10 protein-coding genes, 6 tRNA genes and 1 pseudogene are annotated in these 17513 nt (G+C 74.4%); 5 read left to right on the forward strand and 12 right to left on the reverse strand.

What is annotated here, in order from left to right; translation table 11 throughout:
• Positions 1 to 23 precede the first annotated feature (23 nt).
• From AB0I91_RS32460 to AB0I91_RS32475, 4 genes are all read right to left on the reverse strand, one after another.
• Positions 24 to 3278 (reverse strand): amino acid adenylation domain-containing protein, encoded by a 3255-nt coding sequence (locus AB0I91_RS32460; RefSeq protein WP_499640374.1) that lies wholly within the window; start codon positions 3276 to 3278, stop codon positions 24 to 26.
• Positions 3278 to 5659 (reverse strand): lantibiotic dehydratase, encoded by a 2382-nt coding sequence (locus AB0I91_RS32465; RefSeq protein WP_499640376.1) that lies wholly within the window; start codon positions 5657 to 5659, stop codon positions 3278 to 3280. The genes AB0I91_RS32460 and AB0I91_RS32465 overlap by 1 nt, the downstream gene beginning before the upstream one ends.
• The gene (locus AB0I91_RS32470) at positions 5656 to 7902 is read right to left on the reverse strand and encodes a lantibiotic dehydratase (RefSeq protein ID WP_499640378.1); all 2247 of its coding nucleotides are present in this window, start codon (positions 7900 to 7902) and stop codon (positions 5656 to 5658) included. Before AB0I91_RS32470 ends, AB0I91_RS32465 begins: the two co-directional genes overlap by 4 nt.
• A 102-nt stretch (positions 7903 to 8004) precedes the next feature.
• Positions 8005 to 8235, reverse strand: coding sequence for a phosphopantetheine-binding protein (locus tag AB0I91_RS32475; RefSeq protein ID WP_498783193.1), 231 nt, complete (start codon positions 8233 to 8235; stop codon positions 8005 to 8007).
• A 187-nt stretch (positions 8236 to 8422) separates the two neighbouring features.
• Here AB0I91_RS32475 and AB0I91_RS32480 point away from each other — a divergent pair, with 187 nt between their 5' ends.
• The 4 genes from AB0I91_RS32480 to AB0I91_RS32495 all read left to right on the forward strand — a co-directional run bounded on the left by AB0I91_RS32480 (position 8423) and on the right by AB0I91_RS32495 (position 12723).
• Positions 8423 to 10573 (forward strand): AfsR/SARP family transcriptional regulator, encoded by a 2151-nt coding sequence (locus tag AB0I91_RS32480; protein WP_499640380.1) that lies wholly within the window; start codon positions 8423 to 8425, stop codon positions 10571 to 10573.
• Positions 10574 to 10659: 86 nt separating this feature from the next.
• The gene (locus AB0I91_RS32485; RefSeq protein ID WP_498783189.1) at positions 10660 to 11271 is read left to right on the forward strand and encodes an LOG family protein; all 612 of its coding nucleotides are present in this window, start codon (positions 10660 to 10662) and stop codon (positions 11269 to 11271) included.
• A 64-nt stretch (positions 11272 to 11335) separates the two neighbouring features.
• A complete protein-coding gene (locus tag AB0I91_RS32490) occupies positions 11336 to 12301 on the forward strand; it encodes a GHMP family kinase ATP-binding protein (protein WP_499617918.1) in 966 nt (321 codons plus the stop codon).
• Positions 12302 to 12453: 152 nt separating this feature from the next.
• On the forward strand, positions 12454 to 12723 hold the full coding sequence (locus tag AB0I91_RS32495; protein WP_499617919.1) for a hypothetical protein: 270 nt from the start codon (positions 12454 to 12456) through the stop codon (positions 12721 to 12723).
• Between the two features lie 6 nt (positions 12724 to 12729).
• On the opposite strand, the gene AB0I91_RS32500 is transcribed toward AB0I91_RS32495, so the two are convergent.
• Positions 12730 to 15696, reverse strand: a complete 2967-nt coding sequence (locus tag AB0I91_RS32500; RefSeq protein ID WP_499640382.1) for an AfsR/SARP family transcriptional regulator — start codon at positions 15694 to 15696, stop codon at positions 12730 to 12732.
• Between the two features lie 157 nt (positions 15697 to 15853).
• Positions 15854 to 16207: a nuclear transport factor 2-like protein gene (locus AB0I91_RS32505; RefSeq protein ID WP_498783182.1), complete on the reverse strand. Its 354-nt coding sequence runs from the start codon at positions 16205 to 16207 to the stop codon at positions 15854 to 15856.
• Positions 16208 to 16369: 162 nt separating this feature from the next.
• Between AB0I91_RS32505 and AB0I91_RS32510 the strand changes: the two are divergent.
• Positions 16370 to 16669, forward strand: a pseudogene (locus tag AB0I91_RS32510) (helix-turn-helix domain-containing protein); the annotation flags it as partial.
• 93 nt (positions 16670 to 16762) lie between these two features.
• Here AB0I91_RS32510 and AB0I91_RS32515 read toward each other — a convergent pair.
• From AB0I91_RS32515 to AB0I91_RS32540, 6 genes are all read right to left on the reverse strand, one after another.
• Positions 16763 to 16834, reverse strand: a tRNA-Cys gene (locus AB0I91_RS32515).
• A 146-nt stretch (positions 16835 to 16980) separates the two neighbouring features.
• Positions 16981 to 17057: transfer RNA gene (locus tag AB0I91_RS32520), tRNA-His, on the reverse strand.
• Between the two features lie 2 nt (positions 17058 to 17059).
• Positions 17060 to 17130 (reverse strand) — tRNA-OTHER (locus AB0I91_RS32525).
• Between the two features lie 26 nt (positions 17131 to 17156).
• A tRNA-Gln gene (locus AB0I91_RS32530) sits at positions 17157 to 17229 on the reverse strand.
• Between the two features lie 19 nt (positions 17230 to 17248).
• A tRNA-Gln gene (locus tag AB0I91_RS32535) sits at positions 17249 to 17321 on the reverse strand.
• A gap of 7 nt (positions 17322 to 17328) precedes the next feature.
• Positions 17329 to 17401, reverse strand: a tRNA-Leu gene (locus tag AB0I91_RS32540).
• Positions 17402 to 17513 lie beyond the last annotated feature (112 nt).

A 17513-nucleotide genomic window follows, 5' to 3' on the forward strand; every position in this document is an offset into this window, starting at 1 on the left:
TGGTTCCCGTCGGTCTCGTGCGGTCAGGGGGTCAGGAGTCGTTCCGCGTCGTGGTCGCTCAACGCGTCCACGTCGGCGAGCACCAGGTCGGTGACCCGTTCGGCCACCGCGGCGACGGTGCGCCGCTCGAACAGCAGCACCGGTGACAGCGCCACGCCGAACGCGCGGCTCATCGCGTTGGTCACCCGGATCGCGAGCAGCGAGTGCCCGCCGAGCGCGAAGAAGTCGTCGGTCGCGCCCACCCGCGGCCGGCCCAGCGCCTCGGCCCACAGCTCGGCCACGGCGAGCTCGGCGCTGTCGCGCGGCTCGACGAACTCCGCCGCCGGCACGTCGGCCTGCTCGGGCGCGGGCAGCGCCCGGCGGTCGAGCTTCCCGTTGGGCAGCAACGGGAGGGCGTCCAGCACCACCAGCGCGCCGGGCACCGCGTACCCGGTGAGCCGGTCGGCGGCGAACGCGCGCAGCTCGGCCGTGCCCACGGCGGCGCCGGGCGCGGGCACCACGTAGCCGACCACGGTCGGACCGGCGGCGGTGGCGCGCACGGCGGCCACGGCGTCGGCGATCCCGGGGTGCTCGCGCAGCACGGCCTCGATCTCGCCCAGTTCGATGCGCACACCGCGCACCTTCACCTGGTCGTCGGCGCGGCCGAGGAACTCCGCGGACCCGTCCGGCCGCAGCCTGCCCACGTCGCCGGTGCGGTAGAGCCGCTGTCCGGGCCGTTCGAAGTGCGGCACGAACGACTCGGCGGTGCGCCGCGGGTCGTGCAGGTAGCCCCGGGCCAGCCCGACACCGCCCAGGTACAGCTCGCCGGGCACGCCGACCGGCACCGGCCGCAGGTGCTCGTCCAGGACGTGCACCTCGTTGTTGTCCAGCGGCACGCCCAGCGACACGGCGCCGGCGGCGGCGTCCGGGCCCACGTCGTCGGGACCGCAGACGTGGAAGGTCGAGTCGATCGACACCTCGGTGGCGCCCCAGGTGTTGTCCAGGCTGATCGACCGGCCCGCCGCGGCCGTGACGTCGAGGAACCGGCGCACCAGGTCCGGGCGCAGCGCCTCGCCGCTGGACAGCACGCTGCGCAGCGACGGCCAGCCGGCCAGGTCGGCGGGGGTGACCGCCTCGACGAAGAACTCCAGCATGCTGGGCACGAACTGGACGTGCGCCGCGTCGTGCCGGACGCCGGCGGCCACGATCGCCCGCGGGTCGCGGTGCAGCCCGGGGCCGAGCAACGCCACCACACCGCCGGTCAGCAGCGGCCAGAACACCTCCACGGCGGCGTCGTCGAAGGTCAGCGTGGTCTTGTGCAGCACCGTCCCGCCGGGCCGCAGGCCGTGCCGCCGCTGCATCCACAGCATCCGGTTGACCCAGCCCTCGTGCGTGCTGGCCACGCGCTTCGGCTCGCCGGTCGACCCGGACGTGCAGTACACCGAGCACAGGTCGAGCGGGTGCACGTCGGGCAGCGCGACGTGCGGACCGGGGTCGACCAGCTCGTCCGGGGTCGCGGTCGGCACGCCCGCGTCGGGCAGGCCGTGATCCGACAGGCACAGCCGGGCGCGGGCGCCGGTGAGCAGCTTGGCCACCCGCGCGGGCGGCGTGTCGGTCTCCAGGGGCAGGAACGACGCCCCGGCCTTGAGCACGCCCAGCAGCGCGGGCACGAGGTCAGCCGTGCGGTCCATGCGCACGCCCACCACGTCGTCCACCCGCACGCCGCGGGCGACCAGCGCCCGCCCGATCGCGTCGGACCGGTCGGCCAGTTCCCGGTAGGACAGCCGTTCGCCGTCCGCCGTGATCACGGCCAAGGCGTCGGGGGTGCGGGCGGCCTGGTCGGTGAACAGCTCGTGCAGGGTGCGGGCGGGGAAGGGCACGGGCTCGGGCACGGTGACCGCGCGCAGCCCGGCCGCCTCCTCGGGCGAGGACAGCGCGGCCTCGTCGACGCGCTGCTCCGGCCGGTGCGCCAGGTCCGCCAGCAGGGTGTCGAACTGGCGGGCCCAGCGCCGCACGGTGTCCGCCCGGTAGAGCGCGGCGTCACCGGTGACGCGGCAGTCGATCCTGCCGTCGGCCCAGGTGGTGAAGGCGATCTCGACGTCGTAGCGCGCCGTCTTCCCGGCCACGGGCACCGCGCCGGTCGTCACGCCGGCCAGCTCGGGCAGCCGAACCGCGCCGGGCTGGATGTCCACCAGCACGCCGAACAGCGGGGTGCGCGAGAGGTCCCGCTCCGGCGCCAGCTCCTCCACGAGCAGGTCGAACGGCACGTGCCGGTGGGCGTAGGCCTCGATCATCCGGCGGCGGACCCGCCCGACCAGCTCGGCGAACGGCGGGTTGCCGGTCAGGTCGTTGCGCAGCACCAACATGGCCAGGAACGGCCCGATCAGGTTCTTGCGCACGGCCTGGTCGCGTTCGGCGAGCGAGGTGCCGGTGACCACGTCGCCGCGCCCGGACACCCGGTGGCAGAACACCTGGGCGGCGGCCAGCAGCACCGAGAACAGGGTCGCCCGCCGGGAGCGCGCCACCCCGGCGAGCGCCTCGGCGGCGCGCGGGGACAGGGTGAACGAGGCGGTCGTGCCGCGACCCGAGCGGCGGGCGGGCCGCGCCCGGTCCGGTGGCAGCTCGAACGCGGGCGCGTCGGCCAGCTCGGCGCGCCAGAACGCCAGGCCGCGGGCCAGCCGGTCACCGACCGCGAGCTGCTCGTCGGCGGCCAGCGCGACCTCGCGGAACTGCGCGGGCGGCGCGGGCAGCTCCGGGTCGACGCCCGCGTGGTGCGCGTCGTACAGCGCGGCCAGCTCGTCCTGGAACACCGCCGCCGACCAGCCGTCGAACGCGATGTGGTGCACGCTCACGCACAGCACGTGCTCCTCGGCGGAGAGCCGGAACAGCCGGGCCCGGATGGGCAACCCGCCCGCCAGGTCGAACGCCACGCGCAGCTCGGCGTCCACGGCCGGGCCGAGCTCGCTGCCCTCGGGCAGCGCGGTCACCGCCAGGTCGAACGCGCCGGCCGGCCGGACGACCGCGACCGGCTCGTCGTGCACCGTGACCACGGAGGTGCGCAGGACCTCGTGGCGGGCGACGATCCCGGTCAGCGCCGAGCGCAGCGCGGGCACGTCCAGCGGCCCGGAGAACCGCAGCACCAACGGCACCAGCAGCTCTTCGCCAGTGGGGTCGAGCTGGTGGGTGAACCACAGCCGCCGCTGGTTGCGGGGCAGCGCACCCGCCGCCGGGCCGCCCGCTGGCGGGTCGGCGATCACGGGGTCGGCGATCACGGGGTGGGCCATCACCTGGTCGGCCATCACGGTCCCTCCGTCCGGAATCGGTCGCCGTCGGTGGAAGGTCCGCCGCCGGTCAGGTCGAACGCGGCCAGCCGCAGCTCGGAGGTGTAGCGCTGCCCCGCCCCGTCGCGCAGCCACAGCCCGTTGTGCCGCGGCAGCATCTCGGAGACGGTCAGCACCGAGCCCGTCTCCGCCGCCCGCCGGGCGAACTTCGCCAGCAGGTTCACGTAGACCGGGCTGTCGAAGTCGATGTAGACCGGCTTGGCGCCCTTCACCGGCGTCACGAAGACCTGCTCCGGCAGCCCCAGCTCGCGCCGCCACCGCCGGGCCAGCACGAACCTCAGCGCCTCGTCCTTGCACTTGGCGAACGGCACCGACGCGCTCGGCACCCGCCACTTCTCCCGGCTGAGCACCACCTTGTCGACGGTGACGCGCGGCGTGTGCGGGCGGTCGTCGAACAGGCTGAACCGGTCGATCACCGCGTCCATCAGGATCTCGGAGAACGCGTCCAGCACGTCGAACACCTCGCCGGTGGGCAGGCGCAGCGCCAGTCCGCCCGCCACCCGCACCACCGCGACGTCGCGCGCGGCGACCAGGCCGGGCCGGTCGGCGTGCACGGTGTGGTGCGTGGTTTCCAGCAGGAAGTCGCGGTCCCGCACGAACCCGGGGTGCGTGCGGATCGACAGGCGCGGCAGGCTGCCCTTGGGCAGCACGGGCAACAGCCTCGGCCGGGGGAACTCCTCGTCGGTCTGCGCGAGCAGCGCGGGCAGGTCGGGGTGCTGGCTGACGAGGCAGTTGCTGCGCTGGGCGTTGATCGCCATGTGCGCCTCGCCGAGCACCAGCTCGAACTCGCCGCGGTTGATCGCGTCGGCGTCCCGGGCGGCCACCATGAGATCCGGGCTGAAGTGCCGGGCGGCCGACCACCCCGGCCCGCCGGCGGCGAACGCCGCGCCCACGGCGGGCAGCAGGTCGGCGAACGCCCGGCGCACCCGCCGTTCGCCCTCGGGCAGCCGCAGTACCTCGGCCCACCGGCGGCGGAACTCCGCGGCGGTGGCGTCGGCCGCGCGGTTGATCGCCGAGCGCAGCGGCACCAGCGACTTCACCCAGAACGCCGCGAAGTCGACCGGGGCGGCGGTGTCGAACGACCGGTGCACCTCGTCCAGCGCGGGCCGCACGCCCGCGGAGACCTCGGCGCAGAACCACCGCGCGCTGTCCGCGAGCAGCCGCACCGGTTCCGCCGCGGCCAGCACGGTCGTGCCGATGGTCAGGTCGGCGTCCCGGCGGGAGTCGGCGTAGACCAGCGTCCGGCCGCCGTAGGCCTGGCCCGCGTTGCGGGTGGACGGCCCGGAGGTCAGCTCGGTGAACGTGGCGTCCAGGTCGAGCAGGGCGGCGGTGACCTCGTCGGCCCCGGCGTCGACCTTGGCCTGCAACCCGGCCCGCCCGGCGTCCAGCCGGTCCAGCAGCCGCGCGGCGGACTCCCGCAGCGCGTCGTCGGACACGCCCTCGACGAACGCCCGCAGCTCGCGCAGGGGCCACTTGGACACCGGCACGTCCAGCTTCCAGCTCACCCAGCGGCGCTTGGCGAAGCCGTCCAGCACCGCGACCACCGAGTCCACAGTGGACGCTTCGGTGAGCAGGGCGGGCATGTCGCGGACCCGGGTGCGCCCGTCGCACAGGCGCAGCACGGACGCCTCGGCCGCGCTCAACGCGACCGGCTTGCCACCGGGCGGCGACACCACGTCCCCGTCCAGCTTCAGGAAGGCGTTGCGCCGCGGGCGCAGCCAGGTCCGCAGGCCGGGCAACGCCTGCACCACGTCGGCGAGCCGGTCGACCGCCCACGGCTCGAAGTAGACCTCCATGCTCCGGGTGAGACCGGGCCCCGGCCGCAGCCGGGTGTCCGCCTCGGCGACCGCGGTCGCCCACAGCACCGGACCGAAGAACCCGATCGAGTCGTTCTTCACGCAGTAGCGCTGCCAGTAGGACGCGATCAGCTCCTCCCTGGCACGGTGCTTGGCGTTGCGCGGCTCCTCGTCGGACCGCCAGCGCAGCAACGGCGCGAGGGCGCCGTCGATCAGCCGGTGGTTCTGCCAGGCCACCGCGCGGCGGAACTCGCCGCCGGCGGCCACCCGCTGCAACTCCACCCCGCCGGCGCGGGCGGCGGTGTCGAACGCGGCGCGGTACCCGCTCCACCGCGGGTCGTCCGGCGCGGCGTCGGCCAGGTCGTCGGCGCGGTCGAGCAGCGCCGGCGCCCGCAGCCGCAGCACGCCGTCGGCGGGGAAACCCGCGCCGCGCGCGATCACGTGCGGCGACCAGCGCCAGCCGCCGCCGAGCGTCAGGTGGTCCGGTCGGGCGAGCGGGACGTCGTCCGCGATCGCGCCCGGAGCCGGCAGCACTGTGGTCACGGGGCCTCCTGTCCATCGGGCGCGCCGAGCCGGTCGACCATCGCGAAGCGCAGCTCGGACGTGCAGCGGTCGCCGTTCTGGTCCACCAGCCACAGGTGGTCCAGGTCGGGCAGCAGTTCGGTGAAGCCGAGGAGCTGGTCGGGTGCGGCGCCGCGCAGCATCTTGGCCAGCACGTTCACCAGCACCGGGCTGTCGAAGTCGACGTACACCGGCTTGTCGGTGGAGCCCGCCTTGGCGAACACCCGCGGCGGCAGGCCGGCGGCCTCCCGCCAGGCGCGGGCCGCGACGAACCGGCGGGCCTCGTCCTTCTCGGACGCGAACGGCACCTCGGCCGCCGGGAAGCGCCACGTCTCGCGCTGCACCACGGCGCGGTCCACGACCACCCTCGGCACGTGCGCGTGCCCGGCGAACAGGCTGTGCGCGTTGAGCACCACGTCCATCAGGACCTCGGAGAACACGTCGAGCAGGTCGTGCCGCGTGCCGTCCGGCAGCACCGCGACCAGGCCGTCGTGGTCCTCGTGCACGGTGATCGCGCTGCTGGGGAGCAGCCCCGGCCGGTCGGCGGGGACGGTGTGGTGGTGGAACTCGACCAGCCGGTCGGCGTCGCGGGTGAGCGCGGACTGGGTGCGGGTGGACCGGCGGACCGGGCCGCTGCGCGGTGGGGCGGGCAGCAGCCGCGGTCGCGGGAAGTCCGCGTCGACGTGCCGCAGCAGGTCGGCAGGCTCCGGGTGCTGGGTGACGAAGCAGTTGCTGCGCTGGCTGTTCATCGCCAGGTGGATCTCGCCGACGACCACCTGGAAGTCGCCGCGGCGCACCGCGTCCAGGTCGGTCGCCGAGATCATCAGGTCGGGGCTGAGGTAGCGCGCGGCGCTCCAGCCCGGTCCCGGCACGTCGAACGCGGCGCGCACCGCGGGCAGCAGTTCGGCGTGCGAGCGGCGCACCTCGGTCGCGCCCGGCGGCGGGCGGAGGACGTCCGCCCAGCGCGCCGCGTACTCGACGCGGGCCGCGTCCACCGCCGCCGTCACGTCCCGGCGCAGCGGGCCCAGGGCCGCCGCCCACAGGTCGGACAGGGCGCACGGCCCGCCGACGCGGCGGTAGACCTCCAGCAGCGTGGCGCGCGCCGTGTCGGCGGCCTGCGCGCACAACCAGCGGCAGCCCCGGGCCAGCAGCTCCACCGGCTCGACCGCGGCCATCAGGTCCTGGCCGAACACGGCGTCCAGGTCGCGGGCGCAGTCCTGGTACATCAGCGTGCGGCCGCCGTAGGCCTGACCGCCGTGACGCCGCCCGTCCGCGCCGGTCAGCTCGTGGAACACCCGGTCGGCCGCGGTCAGCGCCTCGGTCAACGCGGTCGCGTCGCCCGCTCGGGCGACGGCCTCCCGGCACGCCTCCAGCCGGTCCAGCGGTGCCAGGCAGGCGTCGCGCAGCTCTTCGTCGTCCACCGGCTCCAGCACCGCGCGCAGTGCCCGTTCGGGGAACGGCGTCACCGGCAGGTCGATCTTCCAGGTGATCCACCGCCGGCGGGCGAAGTCGGCCAGCACCTCGGCGACCTCGTCACCGCCGAGGTCTCGGGCCCGCGCCACCCCGTCGCAGGCGCGCAGCACCCGTGCCTGGAGGGGGTTCAGGTCGACCGGGGCGCCCATCGGCAGTTCGACCCGATCGCCGACCAGCCGCAGGTAGGGCATCCGCCGGGGCGCGAGCCAGGGCCGCAGCCCCGGCGTGGCGCCGACGACCTCGGCCAGCCGGTCGACCGCCCAGCTCTCGAAGAACACGGTGGACCGGCGCACCAGCCGGTCGCCGACGACGACCTCGCTGTGCGGACGGTCGTCCCACCGGGCCCAGCCGACCGGTCCGAAGAAGCCGATCGAGTCGTTCTTCAGGCAGTAGCGCTGCCAGTAGGAGGCGATCAGCTCCTCGCGCTGCCGGTTCTTGGAGTTGCGCGACTCGGTGGCCGGGCGGCGCAGGAACGGTTCGACGGCCAGCGGGAGCAGGCTGTGGTTCTGCCAGGTCACCGCGTGCTGGAACAGCGGGGACGCGGCGATGTCGCGCAGCCGTTGCCCCATCGCGGTGGTGGCGGCCTCGAACCGCTCGCGGAACCGCTGCCACGCGGCGGGGTCGTCCCCGGCGGCGACCGCTTCGTCGGCGTGCCCGCCCAGTTCGGGGTCGGCCAGGTCGAGCACGCCGGAAGCGGCGAAGCCCGCCCCGCGCACGATCAGCTCCGGCCACCACCGGAAGCCGTCGGTCACGGGCGCCGCTCGTGAGGCCGCGGGTCGTGGTGCTGGCGATTGGGGTGCCGCGGGTTGTGGGGCCGGCGGGCGCCGGCCCGTGACGACGGAGGTCATCGGCGCTTACCCGAGGTCCGCGACGGCGCCGGCGCAGCTCGCCGGCGTCGGGTACATGAAGATGACCACGGGGTCCAGGTCGAGGCCGACGTCCTGGCCGATCCGCTGGATCGCGTCGATCGCCAGCAGGGAATCACCGCCGGCCTCGAAGAAATCGGTGTCCTCGCCGAGCTCGCTGTTCTTCAGCACGTCCCGGAAGACCTCCAGGACGGTTGTGCCGATCGTTTCGACGGACATCCCGCCACCTCCTGCATAGGGTCCCACCTGGCATCTTGATGAGCGGAACGCTAAGAAGGCGGCTTATCGCGGTGCTATCGCGAGGGCAACAGGTCGACCCTTAAGTGCGCGATAGCGGCGGGATAAAAAGGGCGACGAAGGTCAGTCCGCAAGCAGCTCGGTGAAATCGACCCGGGGGTTCGCAGACATGATTTTCCGGATTCTCGGCCCGCTGGACGCGGCCGGCCTGGCGTTCCCGCCGCGTCAGCGGGCGGTGCTGGCCATGCTGCTGTTGCAGGCCAACCGGGTCGTCGCGGTGGACCGGCTGGTGGACGCCGTGTGGGACACCAGGCCGCCGTCCACGGCGCGTGAGCAGATCCAGATCTGCGTGTCCGCGATCCGGCGCGCGCTGCACGGCGCGGGACTGCCGGACGTCGTGGTCCGCCAGACCCCCGGCTACCTGATCCGCTGCCGGGAGGACCAGCTCGACCTGCTGGCGTTCGACGCGTTGGTGACCCGCGCCCGCCTCGCCGCCGCCGGTGACGATCCCCGGGCCGCCGTGGCGGACTTCCGGGAGGCGCTGGCGCTGTGGCGCGGACGGCCGCTGGACGGCGTGAACGGCACGCTGGTCGACGCGGCCCGGACCGCGCTCGCCGACCGGCGGATCTCGGTGGTGGAGGAGCACGTCGACGTCCAGCTACCGCTCGGCCCCCGGCCGGACCTGATCGGGGAACTGGCGGAACTGGTGGCCGCCAACCCGTTCCGGGAGCGGCTGCGCGCGCAGATGATGACGGCCCTGCACGGGGCCGGCCGGCGAGCCGAGGCCCTGGACGTCTATCAGGACGGCCGCCGACTGCTGGTCGACGAGCTCGGCCTGGAGCCGGGGGAGGAGCTGTCCCGCGTCCAACGGGCGATCCTCGCCGGCGCCGACCCCGCCGCCCACCCCGACCGGACCCCCACCGCCGCCCCCGCGATGTCCAATCGCAGCGCCCCCGCCAGCCTCACCCCCGCCGCCCGTCCAGACTCGGGCACCCGCTCCGGCTCCGGCGTCGGCTCCAGTTCCGGTGTCCGCTCCGGCCCGGGTGCAGGTCCCGACTCGCGTGCCCGTCCCGCCTTGGACGCTCGCTCGGGCTCCGGCTCCTCTCCCGGCCCTGGTCCCGGCTCGATGCGGGGCCTTGATCCAGGCCCCGGCCCCAGCCCCAACCCCGGTCCTGGCCCCGGCGCCGTCACCCGCCGCGCCGTGCCGCACCTGCTGCCACCGACCAGCCGCGACTTCACCGGCCGCACCGACCTCCTCACCCGCGTCCGCGACCTGCTCGCCCCACCCACCACCGACCCGGGCACCCGCGTGGTGGCCGTGGGCGGCCGGGCCTGGAGCGGCAAGACGGCACTCGCCGTGCACACGGCCCACGGGTTGCGCGAGGACTACCCCGACGGCCAGCTGTTCGTCCGGCTCCACGGCGCGGGCGCCGACCCCGTCGACCCGGCCCACGCGCTCGCCCGCTTCCTGCGCGCCCTGGGCGTGCCCGAGCCGTCGATCCCCCCGAGCACCGACGAGCGCACCGACCTCTACCGCGACCTGACCGCCGACCGCAGGGTGCTGGTCGTGCTGGACGACGCGGCGGACGAACGGCAGGTCGCACCGCTCCTCCCGGGCAGCCCGACCTGCGCCGTCATCGTCACCAGCAGGCGCGGGCTGACCACGCTCGTGGGCGCCTGGCACGTCACGACCGGCCCGCTGAGCGCCGGCGAAGGCGCACGCCTGGTCACCGCCGTGATCGGCGCGGAACGCGCGGGAGCGCAGCAGGACGACGTCCTGCGGTTGGCCGAGGAGTGCCGCGGCGACCCGCTCGCGCTGCGCCTGGCCGGCGCGCGCCTGGCGGCCCGCCCGCACTGGCCCGTCGCGACCCAGACCGCCCGCCTCACCGCGGGCGACGGCTGGCGCGAGCTCGCCCGGGACGTCGAAGAGGCGCTGAAAACCCCGCACGCCCGCCTGAGCCCGGTGGCCCGCCGCCTGCTGCGCCGGATCGGCGTGCTCGGACCCGGACCGGTCGAGTTCCCCGGCACGCTGTGCGCCGCGCTGCTGGACACCCACCCCGACGAGGCCGACGACGCGCTCGCCGAACTGGTCGACGCCGGCCTGTTCGAGCTGGAACGCGCCCCCGACGGCGGCCTGACCTGCCACGTCGGCGGCCTGGTCGTGGCGTTCGCGCGGCAACGGCCGGCCGAGGGCGCGCGGCCACGACGGGTGCACGCGCCCCGTCGCGCGCAAGACCGGGGGATGGGCGTGGTGCTCGCCCTTCCCGCCGCGCGCGCCTCCGAGCCGCGCGCACTGCGCACCGCGACCTCGGGCCGGTGACCGCCGTGCCCGGCGATAGGACATCGATGGCGGCGACGTCTTCGCTTCGGCGGGACGGCGGCCCACAGGAGAGGACGGTGGTGGCGATGCCGGATCGAGCCGGTGTTGCGGTGCTGACGGCCGAGGTGCTGGACCTGTCCCTGCGCCCGCCGGTGCGCCGGGTCGGGGTGCTGTGCGGCACGGAGGAGGGCGCGGGCGGGCAGTACCTGTCCTTCGCCGCCGAGCTGGGCGCGCGGTTCGGCGCCGTCGGGCTCGGGGTGGTGTGCGGCGGCGCCCCGGTCGGCGTGCTCGGCCGGTTGGTGCGCACCGCGCACGCCGCGGGCAGTCCGGTGAACAACGTGGTGCCGCTGTCCTCGCTGGGCGGCGGTGTGCCGAAGGTCGGCGGCACGGTGCTGCAAGCCGTCCGCACCGAGGACGAGCGGATCAAGCTGGTGCACCGGCTCGCCGACGGCTTCGTCGTGCTGCCGGGCGGCGTGGAGGTCCTGCGCGAGCTGGCCGAGCTGATGGCGCTGGAGCAGGCGCGCGGCCTGGCCCGGCCGATCGTGCTGGTCAACCGGCGGGGCTTCTTCGACCCGCTGGTGGCGCTGCTGGCGCAGGCGGAGGCGGACGACTTCGCCACCAGCGCCCAGGTGAGGATGCTCGACGTGGCCGACACCGCCGACGACGTGCTGCGCCTGCTCGGCAGGCCCACGCCGTGACCGACTTCGACCGGGCACGACCGACCGACATGACGACGAACCGAGCACAGGGTGGTGATGGGTCGTGACCAAGGGGATGACGGCGACGCGGAGGGGCACGTCGGTCGAGGTGCGGCAGGGCACCGGGGTGTCCTTCGGCACCTTCGGCGAGCTGTTGCAGGGCGCGCTGCCCGGGTCGGGTGAGGACTTCCTGGTGACGCTGCCGATCGCCCGCTGGTCCACCGCGCGGATCACGCTGTTCCCGGACTCGTCCGAGCTGCGCGTGTCGCCCGAGCACAAGCGGAAGTCCGCGTTCGTCGCGCGGTCGGCCCTGGACCGGTTCGGCGCGGGTCGGTTCGGCGGCACGCTGGAGATCGCCAGCGACCTGCCCGAGGGCAAGGGCATGGCCAGTTCCTCGGCCGACCTCGTGGCCACCGTGCGGGCGGTCGGCGACGCGCTGGGACGCGTCGTGGGACCGAGGGAGACCGAACTGCTGCTGCGCGGCGTCGAGCCGACCGACGGCCTGATGCACCCCGGCATCGTCGCGTTCCACCACCGCCGCGTGGCGCTGTGCCGGGCGCTGGGCGCGCCGCCGCCGCTGACCGTGATCGGCGTGGACGAGGGCGGCCAGGTGGACACCGTGGACTTCAACACCACCCGTCCGGCGATCACCGCCGCCGAGCGCCGCGAGTACGGCGTGCTGCTCGACGACGTCGCCGCGGCACTGGCGCGGGGCGACCTGGCGGCGGTCGGAAGGGTGGCCACCCGCAGCGCCGAGCTGAACCAGCGCCGCTGCCACAAGCGCCTGCTCGAACCGCTGACCGCGATCAGCCGGGACGCGGACGCCCTCGGCGTGGTCGTCGCGCACAGCGGCACGATGGTCGGCGTGCTGGTGTCGCGCACCGACCCGGACCACGACGCGAAAGTCGACGAGATTCGCGCGGCTTGTCGGGAACTGGGCGCCCCGGTATCGGTGGATCGCACCACGGGAACAGGTCCAGCCGCGCCCCACAACACATTCGCGAAAGGGGCGGCAACTACGGCCGCCTAGATGGACGTGCAGGTCAAGGTGGGTTTGAGCGGCTTCTGGGTGATCTCTATTCAGCCGCGATAATGCCTCCATCGCGGCACGATAAGGCCGCGATGGTGAGCATTCCTAACGTCGGTTCCAACAGCAGGAACCGACCGGGAAGAGGCCCCGAAATGAACATCACCAAGACCTTCGCCACCGCCACCGCGATCGCCGCGATCGTGCTCTTCCCGGTCCTCGGCGCCACCGCCGCCCACGCCGACGACACGCCCTGGGGCCCGACGACGACCGCCTCCGACGACACCCCGTGGGGCCCCACGTCCGACGACACCCCTTGGGGCCCGACCTCCGACGACACCCCGTGGGGTCCGACTTCCGACGACACCCCTTGGGGGCCGACGTCCGACGACACGCCGTGGGGTCCGACGCAGACCGCGCTGTGATCCGGTTCAGCCCACCCCGAGCGCCGCCAACGCCTGAGCGGCGCGCTCCCGGGACGCGGTCATGTTCCGCTCGGTGAACACCGCGATCGCCCGGTCCAGCAGGTCGGCGGCCTGCACCCGGTCACCCCGGCCGGCCAGCACCAACGCCAGCTCCGTGCACGTCTCCGCCGCGCCGACGTGGTCCATCGCCCGCTCGTGCACCTCCAGCGCCCGCCGCAGCAGCTCCTCGGCGCCCGCGCCGTCGCCCAGCGCCAGCTTCACCTCCGACAGCAGGTGGAGCACCCGCGCCTCGCCCACGATGTCGTGCAGCTCCCGGACACCGTCCAGCAGCTCGGTCAACGCCGCCTCGGCCTCCCGGTGCTCCCCGCGCCGCACCATCAAGTCGCACAGCCGGTAGCGGACCTGCACCTCGACCCGCCGGTTGCCGACCTCCCGGCAGATGCCCAACGCCTCGCGCAGCCGACCTCCGGCCTGCTCCTCCGCCCCGTTGCGCACGTCGATCTGCGCGAGCTGCGTCAGCACGTACGCCTGCCCCACCGGGTCGCCCGCCTGGCGGAACCCGTCCAGCGCGGCCAGGTACTCCGGCTCGGCCCGCTCCGCGTCGCCGTGCCGGTGGTGCGCCAGCGCCAGGTTGCGCCGCACCATCGCGACACCCAGGACTTCGCCCAGCTCCTCGAACAGCGCCAGCGCCGGGTCAAGCAGGTCGGCCACGTCGTGCCCGCGCGACCGGCTCAGCCGCAACGACGCCAGCGAGCACAGCAACGCCGCCTCGCCCCGCCGGTCACCGGCCGCGCGCACCACCGCCAGCGCCCGCTCGTGCGTGCGCTCCCAGTCGTCGAAGTAGCAGCGCGCCTCGAACAACGTCACCAACGTGACCGCGAGGTCCCAGCACAGCTCGACCAGGTCGCCGGCGGCGGCCAGCTCGACCGCCGAGCACAGGTTGCGGTGCTCCGCCTCCAACCACGCCACCGGGTCGGCCAGCAACCGGTCCACAGAGGACCGGGGCAGCCGACGGCGCGGCGCACCACCGTGCAGCACGGTGAAGTCACCGCCGTAGATGCGCGCGTGCGCCTCCTCGGCCAGCGCGAGCCAACCGCCCGACACCCGTGCCAACGCGTCCTCGGGCGCGTCCTGCTCGGCGTGCCGCTCCAACTGCTCACGGGCGTACAACCGGATCAGGTCGTGGAACTTGTAGCGCGGGCTGCCGTCGAGGTCGATGGCCACGATCTCCAGCATCTGCGCGTCGACCAGCAGCTCCAGCAGGTCCGCCGCCCGGTACAGGTCCGCGTCCAGCAGCGCGGCGGCCACCCAGGTGGGGAAGCTCAGGCCGTCGAGCAGGCCCAGCAGGCGCAGCAGCCGCCGCGCGTCCGGGCCGAGGCCGTCGTAGGTGAGCGCCAGGCTGGCCCGGACCACCATCTCGCCGTGCGCCAGCTCGTCCAGCCGGCGGCGTTCGTCGGACAACCGCTCCAGCATCCACGCCAACGACCACTGGCGGCGGGCGGCCAGCCGCGCGGCCACGATCCGCAGCGCCAGCGGCAACCCGCCGACCAGCCGGATCAGCGCGGTCGCCGCGGCGGGCTCGGCGTCCACCCGTTCCGGGCCGATCACCGTGGCCAGCATGTCCATCGCCTCGTCGTGCTCGAGCACGTCGACCTCGAGCACCCGCGCACCGGGCAGACCGGTCAGCCTGGCCCGGCTGGTCACGATCATCGCGCACGTGCCGCTGCCCGGCAGCAACGCCTGCACGTGGCCCTCGGCCGCCGCGTCGTCCAGCACGATCAACATCCGCTTGCGGGCCACGAGTTGGCGGTACATCTCGGCCCGCTCGTCGGCGGCGTCGGGGATCGAGGAACCCGGGATGCCCAACGCGCGCAGGAACCGCCCCAGCACGTCGGCCGCCGTGGCGGGCGCGGCCCGGGTGCCCGCGAGGTCGCAGTACAGCTGACCGTCGGGGAAGTGCTCCTCCACCACGCGATGAGCGAGGTGCACGGCCAACGCGCTCTTGCCCACGCCCGGCTTGCCCACCAGCGCCAGCACCCGCGTCGCGCGTTGCGGACCCGTCAGCAGCTCCTCGGCCCGCGCGATCAGCCGGGCGCGACCGGTGAAGTCGCCCATGTCCGCCGGCAGTTGGAACGGCGCGGTGGTCTCCGGCGCGCGTTGCGCCGGCACCTCGGGCTCGGGCGTCGAGACCAGCAGGCCGGGGTCGCCGGCGAGGATGGCGCCCTCCAGCCGGCGCAGCTCGTCACCCGGCTCCAGGCCGAGCTCGTCCACCAGCAGGTCGCGCGCGACCCGGTACACCTCCAACGCCTCGGCCTGCCGCCCCGACCGGTGCAGCGCGAGCATGAGCTGGCCGCGCAGGCGTTCCCGCAGCGGGTGCTGGGCCACCAGGGCGCTGATCTCGCCGACCAGGTGGTGGTGGCGGCCCGCGGCCAGCTCCAGGTCCAGCGACATCTCCAAGGCGGCGAGCCGGTCCTCGTCCAGCTTGGCCGCGCGGGCGTTGAGGGCGCGGCTGGTGGTGCCGCCCAACGCGGGCCCGCGCCACAGCCCGAGGGCCTGGCGCAACAACGTGGACGCCACCACCCGGTCACCGAGCCGGATCGCCTCCTCGGCGTCGGCGGTCAACCTGGCGAACAGGTGCAGGTCCAGCTCCCCTTCGGCGACCCGCAGCAGGTAGCCGGGCGGCTTGGTGGCGATGGCCTCGCCGCGCCCGGCCCGGATCAGGGTGCCGCGCAGCGCCGACACGCAGATCTGCACCTGCGTGCGCGCGGTCGCGGGTGGCGCGTCGTTCCAGATCGCGTCGACCAGCGTGTCGACGCCGACGACCCGGTTGGCCTCCAGCAGCAGGATGGCGAGCACCACCTGCTGCCGCCCCGGCGGGATCTTCACGTCACCGTCGGTCCCGCTGGAGACGTGCAGGGGCCCGAGGACGCGGTAGACCACACCGGTTTCCGGTAATCGCGCTGGCAAACCCACTGCTACTCCCCAAGTCGACCGCGTGATCACGGTAACTCGCGGTGAGCGCCGGTGTCACCGTCGTGCTCGAACCTCACCGGCCCGCTCGTCCGACAGGACCAACGGGCCTTCGGCAGTCGGTCCCACCGGCGGGGCCGCGCCGCCACCACCCCGTCCGCTACCCCGGCGCGATGAAGAAGTAGGTCTTCTGGAACCGCAGCAAGCCGTGCTCGGACAACGCGAAGACGTCCGCGAAGCCCACTTCCCGACCCGTCGCCCGGTGCGTCAGCCGCCCGGTCACGGTGACCCGGTCGTCGACGCCGAACACCTCCTCCACCACGTGATTGCCGACGCTGAGCCCGGCGCGCCCGGACTCGACCTGGGCGGGCAGCACCCGCTCACCGGGCCGCACGATCCTGGCGTCGGCCGCGAACAGCGACCCGTACCCGTCGAGGTCGCCCTGGTCGAGGTAGAGGTAGCTGAGCCGGACGTGGTCGATCCCCATCGCCGTGACCCCGGCATCCGCGCTCATCGGCGACCCCCTCTCTCGTTGTGCCATCAAGACCAACCTGCCCGCCGCCGCTTACCCCGTCCTATTGCCCGGCTATCGGTCGCCCGACCGCGGGGGAGTGCCGGTCGTCCGGGGTTCTGGCGTTACCTCCTCCAGCACGTCCCGGCGACCTGCCCTGGGGTCATGGGCCGCCCCGACCACCGCGCCGAGGTCCGCGAGTTCCTCAGCTCGCGGCGGGCGCGCATCACCCCTGACCAGGCCGGACTGCCCGCCTACGGCGGCAACCGGCGCGTGGCCGGGCTGCGTCGGGAGGAGGTGGCGCTGCTCGCCGGGGTGTCCATCGACTACTACGTGCGCCTGGAACGCGGGAACCTGTCCGGCACCTCGGCGAGCGTGCTGGACGCGGTGAGCCGGGCGTTGCAGCTCGACGAGGCCGAGCGCGCGCGGTCGGCCTGCTCGCCGTGCTCTCCGCGAAGCAGTCGGCGCCGAGCGCAGCATCCTGATGGGACGTCACATCAAGGTCGAGTTCTGACCCGGGAACGGTGGCGCACCCCACGGCGGAGCAGGACGGTGACGAGACCCACCCGGGAGTCGAACCCGGAAGTCGACGGCTTTGCAGGCCGCCTCACGACCGTCGTGACGTGGGCCGGATGATCGACGGCCCACCGGTGGCGGGCCGTCGATCCGGTCGCGCGTCCTGGGGTCGAACCAGGGAACCTGGAGATATGAGCTCCGGGTGGCCACCGGGCCACGCGCGTCGCCACCACACCGAGCGCTCCCGGCGCGGTGGTGGTTGGGGTGACCGACCGGACTCGCACCGGCTTCGACCAGAGTCACAATCTGGCGCCTCGTCTGCTTCGGCCTCGGTCACAGCCGTCCCGCCAGGAGTCGAACCTGGGCCTTCCGCCGGTCGGCGGGTGCTCTGCCTGCTGAGCCACGGGACGTGATCGTGCTGCCTGGTGTTCCTGCGCTGCCCGTCGAGGGTTCGAACCTCGGTCTCCGCGGTCAGAACGCGGTGTCCATGCCGACTGGACCAACGGGCACCGAGCCGGTGCTCGGCGGCTCCCGGTCCAGGGCTCGAACCTGGGCTGGACGGATCCAAAATCCGCCGTGCTGCCGCCTACACCAACCGGGATCGTGCGTGCCCCCACCAGGACTCGAACCTGGACTCGACGCGTCCTGAACGCGTTGCCTCTTCCGTTGGGCTACAAGGGCGGGTGCGCCGGGAACCGCGTGCGCGGTCGCCCGGTGCCGCGCGCCTCTCCCCGGCCAGGGCGAGGCGCGTGAATACATGTCTGCTCCGCTGTGGAGTTGTCAACGAACAATC

It is taken from the genome of Actinosynnema sp. NPDC049800, from assembly GCF_040656635.1.
Taxonomy (GTDB): domain Bacteria; phylum Actinomycetota; class Actinomycetes; order Mycobacteriales; family Pseudonocardiaceae; genus Actinosynnema.